The sequence below is a fragment of the Nonomuraea sp. CA-143628 genome, from assembly GCF_050942315.1.
Classification (GTDB): Bacteria; Actinomycetota; Actinomycetes; order Streptosporangiales; family Streptosporangiaceae; genus Nonomuraea.
The window spans coordinates 4,317,600-4,342,812 of record NZ_CP192072.1; the positions used below are offsets into that span (position 1 = coordinate 4,317,600).

General features: G+C 69.9%; 23 protein-coding genes. 6 read left to right on the forward strand and 17 right to left on the reverse strand.

Annotated elements, in window-relative coordinates; all coding sequences use genetic code 11:
* Positions 1-94: 94 nt before the first annotated feature.
* Positions 95-1,207, forward strand: coding sequence for an exonuclease SbcCD subunit D (locus ACQP2T_RS19970; RefSeq protein ID WP_433517612.1), 1,113 nt, complete (start codon positions 95-97; stop codon positions 1,205-1,207).
* On the forward strand, positions 1,208-5,275 hold the full coding sequence (locus ACQP2T_RS19975; RefSeq protein WP_433517613.1) for an AAA family ATPase: 4,068 nt from the start codon (positions 1,208-1,210) through the stop codon (positions 5,273-5,275).
* 43 nt (positions 5,276-5,318) lie between these two features.
* Here the strand turns inward: ACQP2T_RS19975 and ACQP2T_RS19980 are convergent, their stop codons facing one another.
* Complete coding sequence (locus tag ACQP2T_RS19980) at positions 5,319-6,275, reverse strand: hypothetical protein (protein WP_433517614.1); 957 nt, start codon at positions 6,273-6,275, stop codon at positions 5,319-5,321.
* A 405-nt stretch (positions 6,276-6,680) separates the two neighbouring features.
* Positions 6,681-7,037 carry a hypothetical protein gene (locus ACQP2T_RS19985; RefSeq protein WP_433517615.1) on the reverse strand — a complete coding sequence of 119 codons (357 nt, stop codon included), beginning with the start codon at positions 7,035-7,037 and terminating at the stop codon, positions 6,681-6,683.
* A 31-nt stretch (positions 7,038-7,068) separates the two neighbouring features.
* Between ACQP2T_RS19985 and ACQP2T_RS19990 the strand changes: the two genes are divergently transcribed.
* Positions 7,069-7,998 carry a dihydrodipicolinate synthase family protein gene (locus tag ACQP2T_RS19990; RefSeq protein WP_433517616.1) on the forward strand — a complete coding sequence of 310 codons (930 nt, stop codon included), beginning with the start codon at positions 7,069-7,071 and terminating at the stop codon, positions 7,996-7,998.
* 9 nt (positions 7,999-8,007) lie between these two features.
* Here the strand turns inward: ACQP2T_RS19990 and ACQP2T_RS19995 are convergent, their stop codons facing one another.
* From ACQP2T_RS19995 to ACQP2T_RS20020, 6 genes are all read right to left on the reverse strand, one after another.
* Positions 8,008-9,078, reverse strand: coding sequence for an ABC transporter substrate-binding protein (locus ACQP2T_RS19995; protein WP_433517617.1), 1,071 nt, complete (start codon positions 9,076-9,078; stop codon positions 8,008-8,010).
* Positions 9,075-9,602, reverse strand: a complete 528-nt coding sequence (locus tag ACQP2T_RS20000; RefSeq protein WP_433517618.1) for a SigE family RNA polymerase sigma factor — start codon at positions 9,600-9,602, stop codon at positions 9,075-9,077. Before ACQP2T_RS20000 ends, ACQP2T_RS19995 begins: the two co-directional genes overlap by 4 nt.
* A gap of 101 nt (positions 9,603-9,703) precedes the next feature.
* Positions 9,704-10,564, reverse strand: coding sequence for a carbohydrate ABC transporter permease (locus ACQP2T_RS20005; protein ID WP_433517619.1), 861 nt, complete (start codon positions 10,562-10,564; stop codon positions 9,704-9,706).
* Positions 10,561-11,445 (reverse strand): carbohydrate ABC transporter permease, encoded by an 885-nt coding sequence (locus ACQP2T_RS20010; RefSeq protein WP_433517620.1) that lies wholly within the window; start codon positions 11,443-11,445, stop codon positions 10,561-10,563. The genes ACQP2T_RS20005 and ACQP2T_RS20010 overlap by 4 nt, the downstream gene beginning before the upstream one ends.
* The gene (locus tag ACQP2T_RS20015; protein WP_433517621.1) at positions 11,442-12,746 is read right to left on the reverse strand and encodes an ABC transporter substrate-binding protein; all 1,305 of its coding nucleotides are present in this window, start codon (positions 12,744-12,746) and stop codon (positions 11,442-11,444) included. Before ACQP2T_RS20015 ends, ACQP2T_RS20010 begins: the two co-directional genes overlap by 4 nt.
* Entirely contained in the window at positions 12,743-13,627 is an 885-nt protein-coding gene (locus tag ACQP2T_RS20020) for a PfkB family carbohydrate kinase (protein WP_433517622.1), read from the reverse strand. The genes ACQP2T_RS20015 and ACQP2T_RS20020 overlap by 4 nt, the downstream gene beginning before the upstream one ends.
* Before the next feature lie 161 nt (positions 13,628-13,788).
* Here ACQP2T_RS20020 and ACQP2T_RS20025 point away from each other — a divergent pair, with 161 nt between their 5' ends.
* A complete protein-coding gene (locus tag ACQP2T_RS20025; RefSeq protein WP_433517623.1) occupies positions 13,789-14,880 on the forward strand; it encodes a LacI family DNA-binding transcriptional regulator in 1,092 nt (363 codons plus the stop codon).
* Positions 14,881-14,982: 102 nt separating this feature from the next.
* Here ACQP2T_RS20025 and ACQP2T_RS20030 read toward each other — a convergent pair whose 3' ends face one another.
* Positions 14,983-16,416, reverse strand: a complete 1,434-nt coding sequence (locus ACQP2T_RS20030; protein WP_433517624.1) for a vanadium-dependent haloperoxidase — start codon at positions 16,414-16,416, stop codon at positions 14,983-14,985.
* Positions 16,417-16,773: 357 nt separating this feature from the next.
* Positions 16,774-17,775: an SIS domain-containing protein gene (locus ACQP2T_RS20035; protein WP_433517625.1), complete on the reverse strand. Its 1,002-nt coding sequence runs from the start codon at positions 17,773-17,775 to the stop codon at positions 16,774-16,776.
* 136 nt (positions 17,776-17,911) lie between these two features.
* Here ACQP2T_RS20035 and ACQP2T_RS20040 point away from each other — a divergent pair, with 136 nt between their 5' ends.
* Positions 17,912-18,076, forward strand: a complete 165-nt coding sequence (locus tag ACQP2T_RS20040) for a hypothetical protein (RefSeq protein ID WP_433517626.1) — start codon at positions 17,912-17,914, stop codon at positions 18,074-18,076.
* Here ACQP2T_RS20040 and ACQP2T_RS20045 read toward each other — a convergent pair.
* The 7 genes from ACQP2T_RS20045 to ACQP2T_RS20075 form a co-directional block, all read right to left on the reverse strand.
* Complete coding sequence (locus tag ACQP2T_RS20045) at positions 18,073-18,864, reverse strand: AraC family transcriptional regulator (protein WP_433517627.1); 792 nt, start codon at positions 18,862-18,864, stop codon at positions 18,073-18,075. The genes ACQP2T_RS20040 and ACQP2T_RS20045 overlap by 4 nt on opposite strands.
* A 28-nt stretch (positions 18,865-18,892) precedes the next feature.
* Positions 18,893-19,534 (reverse strand): DUF1579 family protein, encoded by a 642-nt coding sequence (locus ACQP2T_RS20050; protein WP_433517628.1) that lies wholly within the window; start codon positions 19,532-19,534, stop codon positions 18,893-18,895.
* Positions 19,531-20,121, reverse strand: coding sequence for a class I SAM-dependent methyltransferase (locus tag ACQP2T_RS20055; RefSeq protein ID WP_433517629.1), 591 nt, complete (start codon positions 20,119-20,121; stop codon positions 19,531-19,533). The genes ACQP2T_RS20050 and ACQP2T_RS20055 overlap by 4 nt, the downstream gene beginning before the upstream one ends.
* A gap of 107 nt (positions 20,122-20,228) precedes the next feature.
* Complete coding sequence (locus ACQP2T_RS20060; protein ID WP_433517630.1) at positions 20,229-21,107, reverse strand: hypothetical protein; 879 nt, start codon at positions 21,105-21,107, stop codon at positions 20,229-20,231.
* A 53-nt stretch (positions 21,108-21,160) separates the two neighbouring features.
* Positions 21,161-21,994: a TauD/TfdA family dioxygenase gene (locus tag ACQP2T_RS20065; protein WP_433517631.1), complete on the reverse strand. Its 834-nt coding sequence runs from the start codon at positions 21,992-21,994 to the stop codon at positions 21,161-21,163.
* Between the two features lie 94 nt (positions 21,995-22,088).
* A complete protein-coding gene (locus tag ACQP2T_RS20070; RefSeq protein WP_433517632.1) occupies positions 22,089-22,529 on the reverse strand; it encodes a GNAT family N-acetyltransferase in 441 nt (146 codons plus the stop codon).
* Positions 22,530-22,565: 36 nt separating this feature from the next.
* Complete coding sequence (locus tag ACQP2T_RS20075; protein WP_433517633.1) at positions 22,566-23,756, reverse strand: homocitrate synthase/isopropylmalate synthase family protein; 1,191 nt, start codon at positions 23,754-23,756, stop codon at positions 22,566-22,568.
* Positions 23,757-23,848: 92 nt separating this feature from the next.
* Between ACQP2T_RS20075 and ACQP2T_RS20080 the strand changes: the two genes are divergently transcribed.
* The gene (locus ACQP2T_RS20080) at positions 23,849-25,150 is read left to right on the forward strand and encodes a citrate/2-methylcitrate synthase (RefSeq protein ID WP_433517634.1); all 1,302 of its coding nucleotides are present in this window, start codon (positions 23,849-23,851) and stop codon (positions 25,148-25,150) included.
* Positions 25,151-25,213 lie beyond the last annotated feature (63 nt).

The window sequence follows — 25,213 nt, forward strand, 5'->3', positions numbered from 1 at the left end:
GTGGGTTGAATTGCCCGCCGATCAATCAGCCTACTCCTGAGACGTGTGACGCAGGGGACCGCATTTGTCGGTGAGACCTGTTAGCTTCCTGCGAATGCGGATCCTGCACACCTCCGACTGGCACCTGGGGCGTTCGTTCCATCGCGAGAGCCTGCTCGAAGGTCAGGCCGCGTACATCGACCACCTGATCGAGACGGTGCGTGCCGAGAAGGTCGACGTCGTGGTGGTGTCCGGCGACGTCTACGACCGCGCCCTGCCGCCGGTCGACGCGGTCGCGCTCTGCGGCGACGCGCTGCGCCGCCTGATGGGCACCGGCGCCCGCACCGTGCTGATCAGCGGCAACCACGACTCGGCGCGCCGGCTCGGGTTCGGCGCCGACCTGATCGACGCCGCCGGGGTCCACCTGCGCACCGACCCGTCCCGCGCCTGGGAGCCGGTGCTGGTGGACGACGTCGCCTTCTACGGCATCCCCTACCTGGAGCCCGAGCTGGTCCGCGGCCCCTGGGAACTGCCCGACCGCAGCCACACCGCCGCACTGTCCCACGCCATGGCGCACATCCGCGCAGACGCCCCGCGACACCGCCACTCGGTGGTCCTGGCCCACGCCTTCGTCACCGGAGGAGAGGCCAGCGACAGCGAGCGCGACATCAGCGTGGGCGGGGTGGCCCATGTGCCGCTGTCGGCCTTCGAGGGGGTCGACTACGTCGCGCTCGGCCACCTGCACGGCCGCCAGCGGATGTCGGAGACGGTCCGCTACTCCGGCTCCCCTCTGGCCTACTCCTTCTCGGAGGTCAACCAGAAGAAGGGGTCGTGGCTGGTCACGCTCGGTTCTATGGAGATCGACTTCGTACCCGCACCCGTGCCCCGGCCGATCGGCCGCCTGCGCGGCCTGCTGGAGGACCTGCTGACCTCCTCCGCATATGACGACGTGGAAGACCATTGGCTGCAGGTCATCCTGACCGACCCGATCCGCCCCAAATCAGCCATGGACCGGCTGCGCGCCCGCTTCCCCCACACGCTGGCGCTGTCCTTCGAGCCTTCAGGCGGAGCCCCCGTCTCCCAGCCCGCCCGCCTCAGCGGCCGGCCGGAGGCGGAGGTGGCGCTCGACTTCATTCGGGAAGTACGCGGCGAGCCTGCCGGACGTGACGAGGAAGACCTGCTAAGACAGGCGATCGAGGCGTCCAGGGTGAAGGAGACGATGGCGTAGATGCGGCCGCACCGGCTCTCGCTCACGGCTTTCGGGTCCTTCCCCGGTTCGGAGACGGTCGACTTCGACGCTCTGGCGGAGGCGGGCCTGTTCCTCGTCCACGGGCCGACGGGCGCGGGCAAGACCACGATCCTCGACGCCCTCTGCTTCGCCCTCTACGGCCAGGTCCCGGGCCAGCGCAACAGCGCCCGCGCGCTGCGCTGCGACCACGCCCCGCCCTCGGCCGGGCCCTCGGTCTCGCTCGAGGTGTCGCTGCGGGGCCGGTTACTGCGCATCCAGCGTTCTCCGGTGTGGCAGCGGCCCAAGTTGCGCGGGTCCGGGTTCACCGAGGAGAAGGCCAAGGTCATCGTCGAGGAACGGGTCGGGTCCGCCTGGCACGGCCTGACGACCCGCTCCGACGAGGCCGGTGACCTGGTGGGCGGGCTGCTCGGCATGAACGCCGACCAGTTCTGCCAGGTCGCGATGCTGCCGCAGGGGGATTTCGCCAGGTTCCTGCGCGCCGACGGGGATGACCGGCGGCGGCTGCTGGAGCGGCTGTTCACCGTGAAGGTGTTCACCCAGACGGAGGCCTGGCTGGCCGAGCACCGCAAGGCGGCTTGGCGGGATCAGCAGGAGCTGCGGCAGCAGGTGGACTTCGCGATCCAACGCTTGGAGGAGGCGGCAGGCGACCTCACTTCTCCCGCTGCCCTTACGTCCGCTACCGCCCTCACGGCTGCCACTCCCTTCACGTCCGCTCCCTCCTTCGCCTCTGCGACTTCCTCCGCCCCGCCTTCGGAAGTCGCTTCCCCGTCCGGTGCCGACGCCGCGCTGTCCGATGCCGCCGCGTCCGGTGCCGCCGCCGCTGCGCCCGATGTTGCCGCGTCCGGGGCCGACGCCGCCGCGCCCGGTGCTGACGCCGAGCCGCCTGATTCGGACACCGACCCGCTGGGGTGGGCCGGAGCGCTGCTCGCCGCCGCCCGCGCAGTCGTCGTCCGGACGGCCGAGCGACACGCGGCTGCCGGGCACGCGCTGCGTTCGGCGCGTACCCGCTTCGAGCAGGCGACGTCGCTGGCCGACCGCCAGCGCCGCCACGCCGAGGCCCTGACGCTGCGTCGCACCCTCGACGAGCGAGCCGAGGAACGCGCCGAGCTCCAGGCCATCCTCGACGACGCCGCCCGCGCGGACCGCGTGCTTCCGCTCATCCGAGCCGCCCGCCAACGCGCCGAAGCCGCCGCCAAGGCCCACTCCCTGGCCACGGACGCCGTCGCCCGCGCCTACCCCCTCCTGAAGGCCACCCCCACCCCGGCCACCCCGAAAGCCACCTCCTCCCCGGCAGCCCCGTCGGCCCACGCGCCCACCGGACCCTCCACCCGCGCCGACGCCGCGCCCACCGCGCCTTCCACACGCGCCGACATCGCGCCTTCCACCTCCGCTGTCGCGGCCGACGCCGCGTCCGCACCTCTGGCTCCCGTCGATGCTGCGTCCGGACCTCCGACTCTCCCCGATGCACCGTCCGGACCTCCGGCTCACGCCGAGGCGCCTGCGGCCTACCCCGTTGACTGGCCGCTCACCGAGTCCTCCGATCCCTTCTCCGACTTGTTCGACTTTTCGGACGACGGTGGCGAGTCCCGGGACGGCGGTGCTCCGGCGGCTAGGGTGGGAAGTCTGGTCGGGTGGGTCGAGCCCGAGCGGCTGCATGCCATGGAGCGAGCCCGGCAGGCGGAGATCGCCCGCCTGTCGGAGCTGCTCACCGAGGAGGCCAGACTGCTGGTCGTCCGCCGCGACCTCCAGCGCGTCGAGCAGGAGCTGACCGGGCTGGCCGCCGAGGATGAGACCGCCGCCACCCGGCTCGCCGCCTTGCCCGCGCTCGTCGAGGAGGCCGAACGCAAGCTGGCGCGGGCCCGCCTGGACGCCGCCAGGATCCCGGCGGCCGAGGCCGTACGGACCGCGGCGGCCGAGCTGATCGCCGTCGACCGGGAGCTGGCCGGCCTGGCCGTGGAGCTGGACCGCCTCACCCAACGCGAGGCCGAGGTGGCCGCCGCCGACGCGGAGTTGCCCGGACGGCTGGCCGACGTCAATGCCCGCCTCGCGGAGGTACGAGCCGAGACGGCCGCCATCCCCGCCGCCGTCGCGACACTCGACGCGGCCAGGGCCGTAAGAGATGCCGCCCACCGGGCCGAGACGCTGGCCGCCGAGCTGGAGTCCGCCACCGCCGACCACCAATCGCTTGTGGACCGGGCCCAAGGCCTGCGCGAGCACTGGCTGGACGTACGGCAGGCACGCATCGACGGCATGGCCGCCGAGCTGGCACGCGACCTGTCCGACGGCAGCCCGTGCTCCGTGTGCGGCTCCGACCACCACCCCCACCCGGCTTCACCCGCCCCCAGCGCCCCGTCCGCCGACGACGAACTGGCGGCGGAGCAAGCCCACGAGGCGGCCCTCTCCGAACGCGAGGCGGCCGAACGCACACTCGCCTCCCTGGAGTCCCGCCACGCCGACGCCGTGTCGGCGGCGGGCGGCCTCGACCCCGGCACCGCGGAGACCACGGCACTCCAGGCGCGGGAGGAGCTGGCCCGCCTGGAGGCAATCGCCGAACGCGAGCCCGCACTGGCCGCCGAGTTGGACCGCATCGAGACGGAACGCGACCGCGTCCGAGACCAGGCCCGCGAGCTCGGCGAACTCCTCACGGCCCACCGCACCCACCACACCCACTACCAGGCCGAACGCACTCGCCTCGTCACCCGCCTCCTCCAGAGCGGCCTCCTCGACACTGACGCCCGGTTCCCCGACTCCGACATCCGCGGTGGAGCGGAGATCGGTCCCGAGTCGGCGCCCTCCGTGCTGGCCCAGGCCGAGACAGAAGTGCAGCGGCTTCGGGAGTCGGCCGGGCGGGAGCCCGGGCTGGCGCGGGAGGCCGCCGGGCTCAACCAGGAGCGGGTGACGCTGGAAGAGCGGGCGCGCCGGGTCACCGCCCGCCTGGCCGCCTGCCGTACCAGGCAAGAGGAGCTCAGCGGTGACGCGGGACGGCTCACCGCGCGGCTCGACAGCGCGCGCGGCGACGATCCCACGCTCACCGCCCGCCTGTCCAGGCTGAACGACGAGGCCGAACTGCTACGGGAGGCCCTGGAAGCCACGCAGGCCGCCGCCGCCACCGAGGCTGAGCGGCTCAGCGCGGTGGAGGCGGCCCGACGGGCGGCTCTGGAGGCGGGGTTCGGCGACGTGGCCGACGTGGAGGCCGCCGCCAGGAGCGAGTACGAGCGGGACGGCAAGGCCGAGCTGCTGCGGCGCCTCGACGCGCAGCACGCGGCCGTGACCAGCACGTTGGCCGATCCCGAGTTGGTGGCCGCCGCGCGGCAGGACGTACCCGATCTGGCCGCCGCCGAGGCGGCGCGTGACGAGGCCGAGCAGGCGCACACAGCACTGGCGTCGGCCAGGGACCGAGCCGCGCGGCGGGAGGAGCGGGTGGCCGAGCTGGGCGCGGAGCTGGCCGCGTGCATCGAGCGGTGGCAGCCCGCCGCCGACCGGCACCGGCTGGCCGAGCGGCTGGCGGCACTGGCCAGTGGTACGTCGAGTGACAATCAGTGGAACATGAGTCTGTCGTCGTTCGTGCTCGGCGAACGGCTCCGGCAGGTGGTGGACGCCGCCAACGAGCGTCTCGACCACATGTCGGCCGGGCGTTATCTGCTGCGGCACGACCTGCGGAAGACGGCCGGAGCCAGAGGGCGTTCGGGTGGCGGGCTGGGGTTGCGCGTGGCCGACGGGTGGACGGGCGTCGACCGTGACCCGGCCACGCTGTCGGGCGGGGAGAGCTTCATCACCTCGCTGGCCCTCGCGCTCGGCCTGGCCGACGTGGTGACCGCCGAGGCGGGTGGCGCCGAGATCGGCACGCTCTTCGTGGACGAGGGCTTCGGCACGCTCGACGAGGACACGCTCGACGGCGTGCTCGACATCCTCGACGGGCTGCGCGACGGAGGGCGGGCGGTCGGCATCATCAGCCATGTCGCCGAGCTGCGATCGAGGATCCCAGCCCAGCTCAGGGTCTCCAAGGCGCGCACCGGATCTACGCTGTCGGCGGTCGGGGTGAGCTGACGACCGGTCTGGGCCAGCGCCCAGCCTGGGGGCGCGCGCCGTCTCATCGGGGAATCGGCAGCACGCGGTCGGGCTGGTCCTGCTGGTACGCCTGGCCATCCGGATATATACGCCACGAGTCGCCCGACACCCGCAATATTGGGCTCCGCCACGCCTCGGTCGGGCGCGGAAGCACGATGTGCCGGACACGCCGCAACGCGTCCCAGATCAGCAGCCCGCGGATCTCTCCGAGCAAATTGATCTTGGCCGGATCGTAGAGCGGATGGTCCCAAAGGCCGCCGATCTCGGTACAGACGAAGCGATCGTCCAGCCATTCGGCGAACTGCTCGCACAACGGACCAAAGTCCTGGTCACACGGCACCGGCACCGACTCGCCGTCGACCCAGAGCAGCGTACCGATCCAGTCCGGCCCTCCGATCAACATCGCTTGATGCCGAAGATCGGCGGAGAAGAAGACACGGATCGTGCTCTTCCCCGTCTCGTCGAGGTAGTTGAACGCGCACCGCTCGTCCTCGAACTCGTAGCCCAGCTCCCGGTAATCGGCAGGCGTCACGCCAGCGGGCGGAGCCGGGTACACCTGTGCCCATCCGCGCCGGTCGCGCGCCGCGATGCGCCCAACCTCGGTCATCCAGCCCCACATCGACAGGGCGAGCGCCGGGTCCTCTCCGTCGCCCAGGACCCTCATGGTGAAGCGATGCTCCAGCCAATGTGCCAAGGACGCGCTCCTGACGCCGCCGTCGAGACCGACCGGCGCCGACGCCCGGCGGCCGTCGATCCACACGAACGTCCCGTGCCTGTCTCGGCGCGCTTCGAGCAGCACGGCGTGGTGCCGCGCGTCATAGGAGAAGTAAACGCGTACTGTGACGCCCGCGTGGGAGCGTCTCAGGCAGTTGCCGTACGGCCGAAAGCCCGCGCCCAGGCAGTCCTCAACGGTCAAGCCGGTCGGCGGGGCCGCAGGCTCATCCGCGGCATGCGCTGCGCCCCACTCGACCTCGCCCACGGCACCGCGCCCAGGACGCGTCGCTCCGCGCCCGACCTCGCCCACGGCACCGCGCCCATGACGCGTCGCGACACGCACGGCGTCGTCCATCCATTGCGTCAGCGCCTCAGGACTCATCCGCGCCAACCGCCGCAGTCACGCTTCACATCCTGGATCACCTATCCCTGTCACACCGGTATCTGACGCTATTTCGGCGTATGACGCCACTTCATATGCGAAAGACCCTCGGTGGCACGTGGGGCAGCATGTGGCCTAGCCGGTCTGCGCCAGATCCAGTGCGCCGCATCTGACCTGCACGGCCGGAGGGGAGAGGTACGCAGACGCTTCGGCCGTCAGGCATCGACTCGTGCACGAGTCGGCGGCGGAACCCGTCGAAGGAAACGCCGCCGCGCGTCTGCTCAGGACTCAGGTGCTGCTCAGCACCCGTTTCGGTGTGTCCAGCCAGACCGACTGGCCGTCCGGCGTGACGGTGAGGCCGTAGCGGCGCCAGTGCGGTTCGCCCCAGCTCACCCATTGCGCGTACGCCTGGACGACCTCATCCCACACCGGCCGGTCGCCTACCTGCTGAACCCCATGGCCCGCTCTGTCGGGCCGCCACGTGGCTACGGCCCACGAGCGGGCGTCGTCCGGATCGTAGATCCACGTGCGCACGTACCGGCCGTCCTCATCAGCGCCTTCGCTGGTGTGCGACCGCAGACCTGTCAGCGCACCGATGGCCAGATCCGCGCCCGCGCCCAACTGGTCCAGCGCGCGTCTACCCATGCCGCACCGGTGTCTGATGATATTTGGGCCTATGGCGCTTCTTCTTACGCGAAAGACCCTCGGTGGTACGTGGGGCACCGTCCTGCTGCCGCTTCGCCCTGACGACTCCATCGACTTCGCCCGGCTGGTCGACGAGCTGGACCGGCTGGCCGTGGCGGGTCTGGACGGCGTGTACGCCCACGGCACGGCGGGGGAGTTCCACGCCATAACCGATGAGGAATACCAGCAGGTCAACGAGTTGCTCGCCGAGCGTTGCGCCGGCCTGCCGTACCAGATAGGCGCCAGTCACATGAGCGCCACCACCTGCCTGCGACGAGTGGAGCTCGCCCGTGAGCTCCGCCCCGGGGCCATCCAGGTGATCCTGCCGGACTGGGCGCCGGCGTCGCCTCCCGAGGTGGTGGCCTTCCTTGAGCGAGTCGCCGAGGTCGCCGATCCTGTGCCGCTGGTCCTGTACAACCCGCCGCACGCCAAAACCCGTCTCACGCCCGCCGACTTCGGCATGCTGGCCGCACGGGTTCCCGCGCTGGTCGGGGTGAAGGTCGCGGGTGGGGATGCGGGTTGGTATCGCGAGATGGGGGACGAGGCGGCCGATCTGCCGGTGTTCGTGGCGGGGCACACCCTTGCCACCGGTATGGAGCTGGGCGCGGCGGGGTCCTACTCGAACATCGCGGCGTTCAGCCCGGCCGGCGCCATGGCCTGGCAGCACCTCATGCGCACCGACCAGGCGGCGGCGCGCGACGTGGAGCGCCGGATCGGGCTGTTCTTCGCCGAGCACGTCCAGCCGCTGGCCTCCGGTGGGTACGCCAATCCGGCGCTCGACAAGTTCCTCGCTCATGTCGGTGGCTGGGCGGACATCGGTACCCGGGTCCGCTGGCCGTACCGGTCGGTGGAGGAGGAGCACGCCGAGCGGCTCCGCCCGATCGCCAGGGCGGCCCTGCCGGAGTTGTTCCCCCTCCCGTAGCGCCCGGGCTCACCCGCCCTTCACAACCGTGTTCCTGACGTCTACCGGGTGTTTGACCAGCTTGTAGGCGCGGGCTAGATCAGCGACCCGCTGGAGTTCTGTCAGATCCAGCCGGGCGGGATAGGAGCCGAACGCAACGCCTGCCGCCAAATTCGGGGGGACCTTGGCGAATTTGAGCAGAGCGTCGCGCATCGACTGGGGGTCGGTCGAGATCAGGCGCTGCGCCTTGGCCAGCGCCCGCTGAAAGGCCGCCAGCGTGCGAGGGTGCTCGCGAACCCACTTGTCATCGGCCATCATGCCTGCGGTGTACAGGTTCGCGAACTCCTGGGTCATCACGTCAGCCACGATCCGTACGTGCCTGATCTCGCGGCCTACAGTGATGAACGGTTCGGTCATCAGGGCAGCGTCAACCTGCCCCTTGGCCATCGCGATGAAGATGTAGTGATCGGGCACCACGGTCAGCCGGACGTCGTTCATGGTCAGTCCGCCCCGCTTCAGTAGGGCGGTCAGCGCCAACTGCCCGATCCCCGCGAGGCTCGAGACCGCGATCCTCTTGCGTTTGAGGTCGGCCACCGTCTTGATCTTGGACTTGGGGTTCACGGCTACCGCGAAACTTCCTGGCGCGGCCTGATACAGGCTGGAGACGATCTTGAACTTCTTGCCCACCTCGTTCGCCAGGAAGACTGTGACGTAGTCGGTCTGCGCCAGATCCAGCGCGCCGCTTTCAATCTGGGAGAACGCGGCCGGCGGGGCGACGATGGTTCTCGACTCCACCGTCAGTCCTTCCTCCTTGAAATAGCCTTTGTTCAGGGCCACGACCACGGGCACCGACTCCACGGTCGGCACCACCCCGACCCTGATGGTGGACTGCTCGGGCGGGGGAGTGGCGGCGCGCGGCTCCGCGGGCAGCGCCCGTACCGCGACGGTGGCGGCGAGCACGGTGACCACGACCACCACGGCGGCGGTGAGCGCCATGAAGTTGCGCCGCCTGCGCTGATGGATCTCGCGCGCCCTGGCGGCCAGATCGCGCTCCGGCATGTCGTCCGCGATGCGGCCGAGTTGCTCTCCGAGCCAGGTCATCGGCGTGCCTCCGCACTGTGGTCGTCCAGAACGGGCAGTCTCGGCGCCAACTCGGGTGCCAGCGCGCGCAGGCGGGCCAAAGCGTGGTGCGCCTGGCTCTTCACGGTGCCGACGGAGCAGCCCAGCAGGTCGGCGACGTCACGTTCGGTCCGATCCTCGTAGAAGCGCAGGACGAGTACGGCGCGCTGCTTGGGCGTCAGCCGCATGAGTGCCTGACGCAGGACGATCCGCAGGACGGCGGAGTCCTCGGGCGAGTAGGCGCGGTCGGGTGGCTCCGCGCTCGGCACCTCGTCGGAGCCGCGGCGCCGCCGCCACGAGATGTACTGGTTCACCATGGTCTTGCGCGCGTACGCGTCGAGGTTGTCGATGTGGCCTAACTTCGCCCACCGCCCGATCATGCGGACCAGCACGCTCTGCACGAGGTCCTCCGCGAGGTGGACCTCTCCGGTGAGCAGATAGGCCAGGCGCATCAACGGGCGTTGGTGAGCAGCCACGAACGCCTGGAAACTGGCATCGCGATCCAACGTCTCTCCTCAAGTCGACAACCTCCAGACGCAGTGGGCGCGGCGAAAGGTTGGCACTCCTGAGGTCGGATGTCACCCGTTGAGACGTCAGGGCCGCGCGGTCACTTGCCCGCCCCTTCCGTGAGGCCGCGCAGGAACTGCCGCTGGCCGATCAGGAACAGCACGATCGTCGGCAGCGCTGCCATGGTCAGCCCAGCCATCATCACAGGCCAGTCCGTGAGCAGGCGGCTCTGCATGGCCATCAGCCCGACCGGCAGCGTCTTCAGCGCGTCGTCACTGACGAACACCAGCGCGAACGCGAACTCGTTCCACGCGAACAGCGCCTGCAGCAACGCCGCCGACACCAGGATGGGCCGCGACATCGGCAGGATGATCCGCCAGAAGATCTGCGTGGTTGACGCGCCGTCGATGGTGGCCGCCTCGTCCACGGAGCGCGGCAGCTCGATCATGTACGCCCGGATCAGGAAAATCGTGAAAGGCACCCGAAAAGCGGTATAAAGCACGATCAATGCCCAGTACGTGTCGAAGAGCCCGATCGACGTCAGCAGCCGGAAGAGCGGGATCAGCGCCACCGTCGGCGACAGCAGCAGCCCGCCCAGCACCAGCAACGCCACCCCGTTCCCGAACGGCAGCCGCAACCGGCACATCCCGTAGGCCGCCCACGCGCTGATCAGCGTCGTGGCCACGATCGACGCCGAGGTGACGATCACGCTGTTGGTGAAGTAGCGGACGACACCCAGGTCCCAGGCCCGCGCCCAGTTGTCCCAGCGCAGCTCGCCGGGCAGCCCCCACGGCTGGTTGAAGATCTCCTGGTTGTCCTTGAACCCGCTGAGCACCATCCACAGCACCGGATAGAGCACGGCGATCCCGAACCCGGCCAGCAGGCTCCACCCCAGCAGCCGCCCGACCACCGCCCTCAACCGGATGGACGCGGCCGGGCGGGTCAGGCTGGTCGAGATCACGAGTCGTACCTCCGGCGGCGGGACACGGCCAGTTGCCCGGCTGCGATGGCGAACGTGATGACGAAGATCACTGTGGCTACGGTGGCCGCGTAGCCCATGTCGTCCTCCATGAACGCCTTGCGGTACAGCCACGTGCCGAGCACCTGGCTGGAGTTGTCAGGGCCGCCGGCCGTCATCACCATGACCTCGTTGAACACCAGGAAGGCGCCCGAGATCGTGAGGATGACCACCAGCGTCGTCATCTCCCTGACCATGGGCAGCGTGATGGAGAAGAACGTACGCACCGGGCCGCCGCCGTCGACCTTGGCGGCCTCGTAGTACTCGCGGGGGATGCGCCGGATGGCCACCACGAACAGCACGGCGGTGTAGCCGACCGACTGCCACTGGCTCATCGCGATGACGCTCCAGATGGCCGAGCCCTCCTCGCCCAGCCACGCCCTGGCCAGGTGACCGAGGCCGAGGCCGTTGAGCGCTTCGTTCAGCAGGCCGTACCGAGGGTTGTACAGGAAGGAGAACAGCACCCCCACGACCGTGATCGACATCGCGGCGGGGATGAAGTAGAGCGTGCGCAGCAGGCCGCGCGTCCGCCGCCCGACGAGCTCCTCCAGCAGCGCGGCCAGCACCAGCGACAGCCCGCCCTGGAAGACCAGTGAGACCACGGCGTAGGCGGCGTTGTTGCCCAGCGCCCGCCAGAACACCGGGTCGCCGAACGCCTCGGCGTAGTTGTCCAGGCCCACGAACCGGGGCTCGGGCGAGAAGGCGTTCCAGGAGAACAGGCTCAGCCGCAGGTTGTCGGCGATCGGGTAGTAGACGAACACCAGCAGGAGGACGACGGCGGGCAGCACCCAGGCCCAGGCCCGCCACCGCCTCAGCACGCTCACCCGACTTCCTTCTTGGCCTTGGCCGCCGCCTTCTGGACGCCGGCCATGACCTGCTCGGGAGTGCGGGAGCCGGACAGCATGCCCTCGACTCCGGACAGGTACGCGCCGGCCACCTCGGCGTTGGTGATCGTGTCCAGCCAGATGGCGAAGCTGCCGGCCTTGCCGATGTCCTTCAGGGCGTCGGTGAGCTGCGGGTAGGAGTTCGCGGAGGTGGCCGAGTCCTTGACCGGGCTGAGCCAGCCGATGTCCTTGGTCATCGTGGCCGCGTTCTCCTTGCTGGACAGGAACTTCAGGAAGTCCACGGCGAGGCCCGCGTTCTTGCTCTGACCGTTGACCAGGAAGCCGTCGGGGGCGCCGGTCAGCGCGTTCGTGTCGCCGGGGGCGCTCGCCGGGGCCGGCAGGCGCAGGAAGCTCCAGTCGAGCTCCGACTTGTCGAGCACGTCGAACTCGACCGACTCCAGATAGTGCATGGCCGCCTTCCCGGACAGGAACTGCGCCTGCGCGGTCTCGTGCGACAGCCCGTTGGCGTCCTTGGTGCCGCAGCGGGACACCAGATCGCCGAACTGCTTGAGCGCCGTGACGTAGCCGGGATCGGTGAAGGCGCCCGTCGCCGGGGCGTAGTCGGTCTCCAGCGTCTTGGGGGCCACGTCGTAGGCGTTCAGCTGGGTGATGAAGTGGATGGCCGCCCAGCCGTACTGGTTGCCGAAGGCGATCGGCTGCACGCCCCCGGACTTGAGCGTGTCGCAGGCGGTCAGCAGCTCCTCGAACGTCTTGGGCACCTGAACGTCCGCCTTGGTGAAGACCGCCTTGTTGTAGGCGAGGTACTTGCCGTCGAGGTCGACCGGCATGCCGTAGTACTTGCCGTTGTACTGGAACGCCTTCAGCGCGGCCGGCGCGAACGTCGAGCCCCACGGTGTGTCCGGGCCGATGACGCCGGTCAGGTCGGCGGCGAGCCCGGCCCGGACGAACTTGTTGGCGAAGTCGCCGGCCCAGGAGAAGTAGATGTCCGGCAGGTCCTTCGACGCCGTGAGCACCCGGATCTTGTCCTTGTACGGCTGGTCGCCGACCTGTTCGAGCTTGATGTCGACCTTCGGATTGGCCGCCTTGTACGCCGCCACGACCTTCTCGAAGTAAGGAGCGTACTTCGGATCGGCGAACTTGGTGACCATCGTCAGCGTGCCCGACTTGTCCTTGGGCGCGGACAGATCGGCCTTGGCGGGCGCGCCGGCCGAGCCGCCGCCGCAACCGGCGGTGACCAGCGCCGTGCCCAGCAGTAGGGCGGTCCAGCGGTGCGTGTTCATCGGGTCTCCTTGCTCAGGGGGGCTTCGTGTCCGAAGGCACCGTAGGAGGTGCAGGCGTGGGAGGCGTAGGCGGTGGCCGCGACGGCCAGCGCGGGCAGGTCCTCGCCGCGGGCCAGGCCGACCAGCAGGCGGGCGATGAACGCGTCACCGGCGCCGAGCGTGTCCACCACGGCGACTGGCTCGGCGGCACCCCAGGCGACCACGTCCCCGGAGCCGCCTAAGGACCCGGCCGCTTCAGCAGCGGATCCGGCCGCTTCAGCGGCTTCCGAGACCAGGACGGCGCCGTGGGCGCCGAGGGTGACCGCCACCGTGGCCGGGCCCAGCGCCCGTACCCGCCGCGCCAGCGCGAGCGCCTTGTCCCGCGAGCCGGACGGGCTGGACAGGATCGCGATCCCGGCGTGCCGGGCATGCTCCTCGACGTAGTCCCACGGGCGTTCGGAGAAGTCGAACGACAGCCGCCTGGCGTGCGCGGCCAGCTGGTCGAGCTGGCCCTCCAGGAACGAGCACTCGCCGGTGTGCACGATGTCGGCCGCCGCCAGCCGTACCAGATCCGCGGGGGAGAGGCGGAAGCGCGAGACGCCCTCGCGCCCGCCGGTGAACCTGCGCTCGCCCGCGACGAGACGGACGGTGGCGAAGGCGTTCGGCCCGTCCACCGTCCGCAGCAGTGACAGGTCCACGCCCTCGGCGGCCAGCGCGTCGCGCACCACGCGCCCGGCCTCGTCGGTGCCGACCGCGCCCAGGTAGCCCGACTCGGCGCCGGTACGGCGGGCGTGCACGGCGACGTTCACGGCGTTGCCGCCCGGATACATGACGCCGAGATCGGGATAGCGGTCGACGACGTTGTCCCCGACGGCCACCAGGCGAATCAAGCGTGGCTGCACACGTTCTCCTGAGAATGGGAAGGTTCTCACTCGCTTGAGTGAGAACGTTCTCAATCGCTGAGACGCATGTCAATAGCCCTCGGTAAATCCGCTACGGTGATCGCCTCCCGTCAGTGGGAGCATGATGGTGTGGACACGATCTAGCAGCACCGGGGGTGCGGATGAGCGGCAGCGCTCGGCGGAGCATGCCGTCGATCGAGGTCGTCGCCAAGGAGGCAGGGGTCTCCACCGCGACGGCCGGGCGGGCACTCGGCGGCTACGGCTCGGTGAGCGGCAAGAGCCGCGAGGCGGTGCTGGCCGCGGCCGAACGCCTCGGCTACCGGGCCAACAGCCTGGCGCGCAGCATGATCACCGGGCTGACCCACACGCTCGGCGTGCTCGTACCCGACATCGAGAACCCGTTCTTCTCCCGCGCCCTGCGCGGCATCGCGGACGTGGCGCACGAGCGCGGCTGGGAGGTGCTGCTGGTCAACACCGACGAGGACCTCTCGCTCGAACGCAAGGCGCTCGGCGTGCTCGCCGAGCGGCGCGTCGACGGCCTGGTCGTCGCGCCCACCGACACCGCCGACCGCGACGCGCTGAAGGATGTCATCGACGCCGGGATCCCCGTCGTCCTGCTCGACCGGCGGGTCCCGGGGCTCGAGGCCGACACGGTCGGCATCGACAACCGCGCCGCCGCCAAGGACGCCACCGAACGCCTGCTCGCGCTGGGACACCGCAACATCGCCTTACTGACCGGCGGCGATGAGAAGCTGCGGCCCCGGCTGGCCCGCCCGGGGCTGCGCGGCGTCGAACGCCTGGGCGCCACCACGGTCGGCGCCCGCGCGGCCGGATACCGCGACGCCCTGGTCGAAAGCGGCATCGAGCCCCGGCCCGAGCTGGTCAGCGCCGAGGGCTTTCGCAGGGAGGACGCCGCCGCGGCCACAACCCGGCTGCTCGCACTGCCCGACCCGCCGACCGCGATACTCGCCCTCGACAGCCTGCTCGCGCTCGGGGTGCTCCAGGCGCTGCGGCGGCTGGGGCTGCGCTGTCCCGCCGACGTGTCGCTGGTGGGCTTCGACGACGCCGACTGGGCGGAGGCGATCTCCCCGCCGCTCAGTGTGGTGGCCCAGCCGGTGTACGAGCTGGGGGCGGAGGCGGGCCGCCTGCTTCTGGACCGCGTCCAGGGCACCGACCGCCGCCCCGTACACCGCCGCCTGCCCACCCGCTTCGTCGAGCGCGAGTCGGCCAGATCCGTCCGGACGCCCGCCTGATCGACGGGCAGAGAATCCCCGTAGCCGAAGCGATCAGAGGGCCGTGTCGTACGCGGCGTGGCACGCCGTCCGTGCGTGCCACGCCCAGCGTGTGGTGCTCTCTCAGCCGCGTCCCGACCAGTAGGCCGCCGCGCGCTGCCACGCCGCGACGCCCACCGCCCGGCCGAGGGTGCGGCCCTGTAGGTCGCCGGCCCGGAAGTGGATGCCGCCGTATCTCCGCGACATCCCGGCCTCGTCGGCGGCGTCGCTGAAGGTGCGCCAGCTCAGCGTCAGGTCGTTGGCGGGACTCACCCCGGGCTCCACCAGCGACGATCCCTTGGCGATCAGCGCCGAGCCGCCGAACGCGTCGCCGCCGGTGAAGCGCCGCAACACCTCGGCCGCCGCCGCGCTGAACGTGCTGTGGCCCGAGACGTACTCGGCGAATGGCGGCGTCGGGAACGTCGGCACCTGATAGGGCACCCACGTCGCGCCGTCGATCACCCGGCCGCCCCAGGTGGCGATCTGCTGCCCCTGGTAGAGGAAGCGGACCGCGGTGATCGGGCGTACGGAGTCGAAGACGCGCTTGACCTCCCACGAGGCGATCCCGGCGTCCTGCACCGAGTTGGCCAGCGCGAAGAACATCTTCACGTCCTGGTCCAGGCCATGATGGTCACGCGCCGACACCTGCTGGGCGAACAGACTCCAGTGGCCGGGCGGCGTCTCGCTGTTGGGGCCGTCGGCCCAGTATTCCGCGATCGCCTTCTGGCGGTCGGTCAGCGCGGCGGTGCCCGCCACGATCTCGGCGGCCTGGGTGCGGTAGGCGGCCGAGCCGTACGTCGCCGGCGCGGGCACCTTGTCGGCCAGGTCGCGCGCGTGACCGCTGAAGGAGGCGACCCCGCCCCAGTGCGGCGCGAGGAACGGTGGCGTGACCACCACGCCCGCCTTGTTGCGGAAGGTGAGCGGCTGCCAGCGGCTCGGGTCGTTGACCGTGGTCAGCGGATCGGCGACCACCATCGGAGCGTTGACCGGCGCGTAGCCGGTGGTGTCGGCGTAGCCGCCGAGCTGGTTGGAGCCGTCGGCGTGCCGGTATTGGAGCACGGCCGTGCAGGCGGCCAGGCCGGTCTGGGCCGGCTGGCTGGACTGGTCGGCCGGGTCATAGCCCAGCTCGGTCATCAACGCGTCGAAGGTCGCCCGCTGCGCCGGATAGAGGTCCACGGCCGCCTGGTGGGCCGCGTAGCTGATCGCCTGGGCCCGGTTGGCGTCCGTGCGTTCGGCGACGGGCCGCCGCAGCGTGCCGCCCAGCCGGGTGCCGACGGCGACCGGATCGTAGGCGGCCCAGGCGTCATAGGCGCAGGTGTGCACGGTGGCCAGCGCCCTGGCCACCAGCGGCGGCCCCAGCGTGCCGCCGCGCACCGCCGCCAGCAGCGCCGTGTTCCACCTGACCACCACGTTGGGCTGCGCCGTCGCCGCCGGGTGGGCGGGTGTGACGGGTAAGACGAGCGCGGCGCCGGTCACCAAGGTGAGCGCTGCCGCGCGTAAGGACATCAGAACGGGCATGGCAAGTCTCCTCGCGTCGTGGGCCCCCGTGCGCCCCCATACGGAGAGGCTAGGTTTCCATGCTCGAACTCACTTTCGAGCTATCTCGCGGGTAAGAGCTGCCTTCCCCCATGGGTTCGGCACCCTGATGCGCCTCCTGGTTGCCGGGGCAGGAGGCGCACGTAGCGGCGGCCCGCCCCGTGCGGGGTCAGCAGGCGTATTCCTGGAGGCCCTCAGCCACGTGCGGTGGGTGGGGCCGGCCCATGCTTGCCGTACAAAAGGAGGTCTTAGGTAGGAAACGGAGAGCGGCGCTCAGGCAGAAGGTCGGTGCCGCCGGGCGGCGGAGTGCCGCCCGGCGACGGTCCTGGAACGTGCGGATCAGTAGTCCACCTGGAACATGTAGTTGCGCTTGTCCAGGTCGTGACCGCGCACCGCCTCGTAATGGCGGGCCAGCCGGTCCATGAGCACGGCGATCGCCAGCGGGGACACCTCGCCGCGCAACGCCTTCGGGATGCCGGGCAGCGTGAGGTCCGCCGTGTCGATGTGGAAGGTCTTCTTGGTCGCGTACGTGTCGAGGAAGCGCCTGGCCCGTTCGGCCATGGCCCGCGACGGGTCCTCGCCCAGCAGGTTGATCACCGCCACGTCGTCGTTGACCACCTCGAACGCGCCCTGGAAGAACTCGCCCGAGTTGAAGCCCGCCGCGTGCTTCCACTGCATCTCCTGCAGGAAGCACATGGCCAGCCCGTACGCCCACGCGTAGCTGGGACCCGAGCCGAGCACGTACGTGATCGGCTCGTCCTTCAGCGTCTCGGCGATGACCCGCGCCCGCTCCTCACCCTCGTGCGCGGTGGCCACCAGGGCGTCCGGAAGCGCGTCGAGAGCCTGGTCGAGCAGCGCCCAGTCACGTTCGACCCCGGCCCTGCGTAGCAGGGCATAGGCCGCCAGCTGCATGAACAGGTCACTCTTGCCGGTGAAGGCAACGTCGGCCGCCTCGGCCAGCGGGCCGCCCTCCTGGGTCACCACGACCACGGTCGCGCCGGTGGTCCTGGCGTACTGCGCGGCGGCGACGGTCTCCTTGGTCTTGCCGGTGTACGAGGCCAGGAAGACCAGGGAGCCCTCGCCCATGCGCCGGGGGCGGGCGGTGTTGAGCTCGTCGCTCTGCAGCTTGTAGACGGGCCAGGTGCCTTCGCGTTCGAGCAGGTAGTGGGCCGGGTAGGCGGCGATGAGCGAGCCGCCGGCGCCCACGAAGAACACATTGCGCAGACCCTTGTCGATGACGTCCGAGACGAGCTCCGCCAGCTGGGGGTGTTGGTCGAGCGTCGCGCGGATCTTGTCGGCCAGGTCGGACTCGATCGGTTTGAGCGGCAGCAGGTCGGTCACAGGAGGCTCCCTTTTGAGAACGTTCTCAGTCAGACGTTGATAACGTTCTCACTCAGAGCGAGAATGAGTCAAGAGGTCACATGGCAGCCCGGCTGACAGCGTCTGCGTATCACTCCGCAAGACACGGATTCGCATAGTGAGACGTCATGCCACTTTCCCCACAACCAGGACGGCGCCCGGCCGGTCGAACGTCGCGGCCGTCTCGATGCCGGTCATGGGTCTGTCCATGGTCGCGATCGGGCTGCCGCCCGGCCACGCGATGCTGCTCGGCCTGCCGGAGGCGGGGGAGCGGCCTCTCTAGGCGCGGTCGTCGCGCCAGGCGGTCGGGCCGGTACGTCCGAAGAAGGACGCGGGCGTCACGCCGATTTCGCGGCAAAAGGCGGCGACAAAGGCGCTGGGCGTTTCGTACCCGACTCTGTGGGCGACGGCGGCCACGCTCATGCCCGACGCGAGGTGCGGGAGTGACTCTCGTATGCGCAATGTCATGCGCCATTGCCGGAAGGTGAGCCCGGTCTCCTGGGTGAAGAGGCGGGTCAAGGTGCGTTCGCTGGTGTGTACGGCGCGCGCCCATGCCTGCAGAGACCGGCAATCGGACGGATCGGCGATCAGGGCATCGGCGATGTGGCCGGCTCTCGGGTCGGTGGGCATCGGCAGCCGGACCGAGGTGACGGCAACGGGCTCGAAGAGGTCGAAGACGACCGCCTCCGCACGTAACCGGGCGTCATCGCTGAGCCCGTCCCGAGCGAGGTACTCGATGAGCTGGTGAAGGAGCGCGCTCACGCTGAGGACCGTGGGCGTGGGCCAGCGGACGGGGCACCGTTCGGGACTGAAGTACAGGCAGCGCATGGCGGCGCCGAACGTGGTGTCGATCGCATGCCGGTGCCCCCCTGGGATCCAGAGCGCGCGCGAGGAGGGCAGGACCCAGGTGTCGGCCGCCGACGATCCCTCGATGGTCACCGTCAGCACGCCCTTGGACGCCCACGTCAGCTGATGGGTGGCATGCTCGTGGGGCTTGAAGCGATCTCCCTGACGCAGGCTGAATGTGCGCACCACGAGGGCGCCCGTGGCTCGGTGGCTAGAATTCGGCATTTATCGGGATTTTATGCTGTTCTCGCCATCATGACCCGGCCTTTCGGGTGTAGACGACGCGGTCCACCAGACGCTCCCGTTGCCCGGGTGGCGTGAAGTACAGGTCGAAGACGTGCCGGTTCTTCGATTCGATCTTTATCACGGAGCGCATCGGGATGCGCTTGCCGGTGTACTCGGGGCCGAGCACACCCGGGTCGGTGAACGCTCCAGGAATGGAGATCGTGGAGGAATCACCGGTATCCCGCTCGCCGCGATAGGTCATGCTCGTCGGGGTGACGCTGTCGAAAGTGGTCCACTCGAAACGCCGGTCGACGTTCGAGTAGCCCATGACACCCAGCCGATAGTACGGCCGGCCGCCCAGCGTTCCCTCGGTCTTCTCCTCCAGGAACCGGCCACCCGTCTTCGTGATCCAGCGGGTCTGGACCTTGAAGTCGCGGGACACGATCGGCCGGCCGTTCTTGCCGAGGATCCAGTTGTACTTGGTCGCCTTCCAGGTCCCCACCAGCGGATCGAGTCGACGGTGCTGTTTGCCTGGCGTGAGAGTGTCCTCCTGGCCGGGCGAACTCGGGCGGATCGCCGTGGTGCGCGGTGCGGCGGATGCGTGGGCCGTACCGAAAAGCCCGGCAAGCGCGAGGATGGACCCGATGATCAACGTCGTACTTCTGGTCATGAGTTCTCTCCCTCGGCTTTGCGGGCGGCGAATCGAAATGATCTCCTCGGCTTGGCCGCCCGCTCGATCCGGACATCGGCGAAGCCGGCCCTTCTCAGGCGTCCGTCGAACGTGTCCGGATCGACCACCACCATGGTGTCGCCCAGATGAAGCAGCCGGAAAGGAAGGGACATCCCGCTGTCGCTGCCCGCGAAGACGCCCCCGGGCCGCAGCACTCGGCGTGCCTCGGCGAAGAGCCGGTCTTGCAGCTCGGCGGACGGGATGTGGTGCAGCATCGTGAAGCACACGACGGCGCTGAACGAGTCGCCGGCGAACGGCATCGCCGAGCCGTCACCGTGAACGATGGTCGCCCGGTCGCCCAGTGTGCGTTCCAGGTCGCCGGCGAGCAGCGGATCGAGCTCGACGGCCGTGAGGTTCGGAACGAGGTCGATCAGCGCCCGGGTGGTCGGGCCGTACCCCGGCCCGATCTCGAGCACATCGTCGCCGAGGTCCAGGCCGTGCAGCGCCCATGGGATCATCCACTCGTTCACGCCCCGGGCCCATTCGTCGGACTGGCACAGGCGCTGGTGCGCGCGGTTCATCGGCATGTGCTCGACGATGACACGACGGCGGGACGGCGTGAACAGCGCAAACTGTCACCCGATATCGCGTTTCGGACAGGCCGCCTCGGCCGACGCGCCCGGAACGGCCGCGCTCAGAGCTTCCAGCGGCCGAACTCGGAGTCGAGGCGGTCGCCGATGCGCCCGGCCTTGGGGAAGAAGACGGAGTAGAAGTCCTTGCCGCACTCGAGGTCGTCGAGGGCGGCCTTGATCTCCTTGGCGAGATACTGATTCGCGGCCGCCTGCGACAGCCGTGGCTGGTAGACGGTGTTCTCGTCGGCGTCTTCTTCGGCCTGGCCCTGCTTCTTGGCGATGGCGTTCATTTGTGCCGAGAACTCTCGCCAGCCGCGCTCCGCCATGCTCGTCGGGCTGACGGAGTCCACACGGTAGCCCTTGCCCTTGACGCAGTCGCCCATGGTCGCGGCCAGCTCGACCAGCTTGGGGTCGCCGTTCAGCTCACGGTCGCTGGCGGCTTTGTAGGCCTTCTCGTACTGCTCGTACTCGTCGTCCATGCTCTTGACGACCTTGCCGGTCACGTCCTTGAGGGCCTTGACGTTGCAGTCGTCGAGGACCTTGTCGTAGCTGCGCAACTGCGCCTTCGACAGCGAGTCCCTGATCGGGGAGTTGGGATCGTCGTCGCGGGTGTAGGCGGCCTGCTTCCGCATGGCGGCAGGGTCGGCGACTGGGTAGAAGACATTGAAGCCCTGCTTCGAGCGCACCCGCTTCATGTCGTCGTAGTCGCCGCTGACGCCCTTTTGAGTCTCCGTCTCCGGCTTGGGCTGCGGGACCCAGGCGACGTAACGGAATCCCTTCTGCTTCATACAGTCGGCGATGGCCGACTGAATCCTCTGCGGTTTGTCCGACTTGCCGCTTACGGCCGTCGTCTTGGCAGGCTGTGCCTCTGGGCCGGAGGAGCAGCCGGCGAGCGTGACGGCGCACAGCATGGTCACGGCAAGAGTTGATCTCTTGAGCATGCGGGAGACAATACTCCGTTAAACGAAATATGGTCAACTTGCCTTCAGGGTGCTCAGTCCAGCCAGATCCGGGCCAGGCGGCGACGGGCGCGCGGGTCTTCGGTGAACGCCGTACGGCCGTGCAGGACCACGTCATTGTTGACGAGCAGCAGATCACAGGGGCGCAGTGGGAAGCGCAGGACCATGTCCCGGTCGGCGAGGATCCCGTCGAAGGCGTCCAGCGCGGCCACGGCGCCGGAGGTCAGCGGTTTCCCGGCGGCTTCCTGGCCGCGTTCGATCCAGTGGCGGTTGTACTGGACGCGGAGCCGCCCCGCGCGCCACTCGAAGACGGGGTAGACGCGGTCGAAGTTCGAGACCGGGCCCGCGCCGAAATGGAAGTTCTCATAGAGCTCGGCCAGCAGGTCGGGCCGCTCATCCAGCAGCCGGTCGTGTACGGCGTGGCCGCTCACCAGCAGGGATTCCCCACCGTGGACGGCCGCGCGCAGGCAGAGCAGGCCCAGCAGGTGCGGTGGCCCGGGCGGTCCGGCCCGGTCGGTGTGGAAGGCCAGCCCTTGGTCGTCCATGCCTCTGCGGGAGTTCTCGCCGGTGGTCACCAGACCGGCCTTCTGGGTACGCGGGGTGCCGATGAGCGAGCCGAACGTGTAGCACAGAAGATCGATCTGCTCCTCGGGCCAGTCCGCGATCGACCATCCCCGGATCACCACCAGGCCGGGACCCGCTTCGAGCGCGGTCTTGGCTCTCTCGGCCAGGAGCGTCAAGGCCGGGACGTGGAGCTCGGGTTGGGTCCGGGTGAGTGGTTGGTCGATGTGGAGCAGCCAGTCCTGTTCGCGCAGGGTGGACCGGGTCCATGCGGAGGGCCCGCCGACCGGTGTCGCGTTGGTCCGCATCGTGGTCTCTCCCGGTGGTCGTGCCGCCTGCTTTACGGCTTACCCGCCCGGGGCACGAGGTCCACGCGCCGGCGGCTGGGGGAGGGGTGTGGGCTCAGAAGAAGCCCAGGGTCTTCTGGTAGCAGCGGGTCAGCGGCTGGTCCACGTACATCCCGTACGACTCGACAAGCACATACCCGCTGCTCTCGTACAAGGCGATGGCCTCAGGCTGCTTGACCCCGGTCGCCAAGCGCACGATCTCGTAGCCCATGTCCCGAGCCAGATCCTCCAAGGCCGCCAAGAGCCGTCTGGCGATCCCCTGACCTCGGAACGCGGGATCCACGTACATCCTCTTGAGCTCTCCCATATCCGGACCCACCGGCTGGATGGCACCACATCCGGCGGGGTGCTCCCCGGCGTAGGCGACGAGGTAGCGGGCCTGCGCCTTGACGACGGAACGCCCTTCGGGCCCGTAGCGCTTCACCAGCTCGTCGAAGGCGGCCGCGAGCAGGGCGGTCAGGTCGGCGTCGGCAACGGTCCGTTCCTCGATCTGCATGCGCTCATGCTATGAGCCGCCAATTAGGCCGGGGTTTCACGCGTACTCCGGGAACAGCAGCGCCAGCTCCCGCGGATACTCGGCGATCAGCCGCAGCTCATCATCGGTGAGCGGCCGGCCGGTCATCGCGTTGCAGAGCTGCACCAGCCGGAACGCCAGGTCCTCCTCCCGCACGTCCACGCCGAGCCCGTCCATGACGTGCCGGAATCCGGCCTTTCCGCCGTACTCGCCGGTCAGCACGACCCGCCCGGCGCGCGCGTGCCAGTCCTCGGGGAACGGCCCGAGCGTCGCCTCGTCGTACAACTCGTAGTTGCCGTGATCCTTCAGCGCCCCGTCGGCGTGGATGCCCGACTCGTGCGCGAACGCGTTGCGCCCCACCCCCACCTGGTTGTACGGCAACGGCTGCCCGAACGCGTAACTCGCCCACAGCCCGAACCTGCGCGCCCACGACAGGTCGATGGCGTCACCGATCTCCGCCTGCAGCCCGAAGCCGTGCTCGAAGGCGAGGATCGTGGACAGCAGGTCGGCGTTGCCGGAACGCTCGCCGATGCCGTTCACGCAGGTGTTGATCCACGCGTCCTGCCCGGCCTCCAGGTCGCCGAGCGCGCCCGAGATGGAGTTGGCCACGGCCAGGCCGAGGTCGTTGTGGCAGTGCGTCTCGATGGGCATCCCGACGGCCGAGGCCAGCTTGGCGAAGCGTTCGCGGATCCGGTCGGGGGTGTCGCCGCCGATCGTGTCGCAGTAGCGGACCCGGTCGGCGCCCGCCTCCTTGGCCGCCAGCGCGAACTCCAGCAAGAACCCGTCATCCGTCCGCGACCCGTCCTCCGCGTTGACGCCCACGGTCAGCGCGCCCGCCGCCTTGGCCGCCCGCACGGCCGCCGTCATTTCCCGCATGATCGCGCCGCGGTCGAGGCGGCCGCGGAACTTGTTCTGGATCATGTAGTCCGAGGTAGAGATGGACAGGTTGTAGTGCTTCAGGCCGAGCGGCGCCGCCTTCTCCACGTCCTGCGGCACGCCACGGCACCAGCCCGACAGCCGAAGCTCGCCGAACGCGCCCGCCTCGGCCAGCGCCGTCTGCGCCCGTACGTAGGGCACCTCGTGGAACAGGAAGGGGAAACCGATCTCGGACTGAGCCACCCCGAGCTTGGCCAGATAGAAGTTGACCATGGTCTTGCCGAACTTCGACAGGCCGGTGCGCGCGGTCTGCACGCCGTCTCGGTTGGTCACGTCAAGAAAGTGAACTTTGGGCATGGCCACACGTTGACACGCTTGCTCAATGTGTATCAATATTGATTTTCATCAATATGGGAGGCTTTGGCGTGGAGTGGATCGACGCGGCGACGGCAGCCGAGCGGCTCGGCGTGAAGCCCGCCACTCTCTACGCGTACGTGAGCCGGGGCGTGCTCAAGCGACGTCACAGCGAGGACCGGCGCAGCCTGTTCGACGCGGCGGAGATCGAGCAATTGGCCCGGCGCGGGCGGCCACGCGGCCAGCCGCCGGAGCTGGTCATCGAGTCCGGCATCACCGCGCTCGGTCTCGACCGCCCTTACTACCGCGGCCGCGACGCCCTCACCCTGGCCCGAACCGCCGCCTTCGAGACGGTGGCCGAATGGCTGTGGACAGGCGACCCTGACGTCTTCGCCTCGGACCATGCGGCGCGGAGCCGGGTACGTGGTCCAGAGATGTCCGGCAGTGGGGCGCGCGATCCAGAGACCTCGGACGGCCGGGTGCGTGATTCCGAGGCGTCAACCGGTGCGGCGTGGGGTTGGGCGCGTGATCCGGAGACATCGCAGGTCGCCATCGCGGCTCAGCGCGGTCTTCCCGAGGGTCTGCCGCTTCTGGACCGCCTCCAGGTGATCACCACGGTCCTCGGCGCCGCCGACTCCCTCCGCTATCAGCTCGATCCCGCCTCCGTCGTCGCCACCGGCCGACGCCTCATCTCCGGTCTGGTCGACGCCCTCCCAGCGCTCCAGCCCCCCGGCGGTGAGTCGATCGCCGAGCGGCTCTGGTCCCGTCTGTGCCCGCGGCCCGCGACCCCCGCCCTCCTGGCCGCGCTGCGGGCCGCGCTCGTGCTGCTCGCCGACCACGAACTGGCCGCCTCTACGCTGGCCGCCCGGGTCGCCGCCTCCGCTCGCGCCGACCCGTACGCCGTGGTGCTGACCGGCCTCGGCGTGCTCGGCGGCCCCCTGCACGGCGGCGCGTCCCACGCGGCCGAACGGCTGCTGGCCGAGGTGACCGAACCCGGCCAGGCCCCGCGCGCGATCACCGATCGGGTACGTCGGGGCGAGCGCATCCCCGGCTTCGGCCACAGCGTCTACAAGAACGGCGACGCACGCGGCGGCCTCCTGCTCGACCTGGTGAAGCAGGCCGCGCCGGACCACGAACGCGTCGCCGTGGTCCAGGCCGTACTGGCTGAAGTCCGTCGGCGTCGCCTGCCCGAACAGAACGTCGACTTCGCGCTCGCCACCCTCGCCGGAGTCGCCGGGATGGTGCCCGGCTCCGGCGAGGCGATCTTCGCGGTGGCCAGGACCGCCGGGTGGCTGGCCCACGCGATGGAGGAATACGCCAAGGGCTCCCTCCTCCGCCTCCGCGCCTCGTACGTCGGCCCGGCGATCAGGTGACAGCCCCACGTATGGGGCGCGTCCGCTGATCACGTCGGGTCCGCACGCGCATGGAGCGGACCC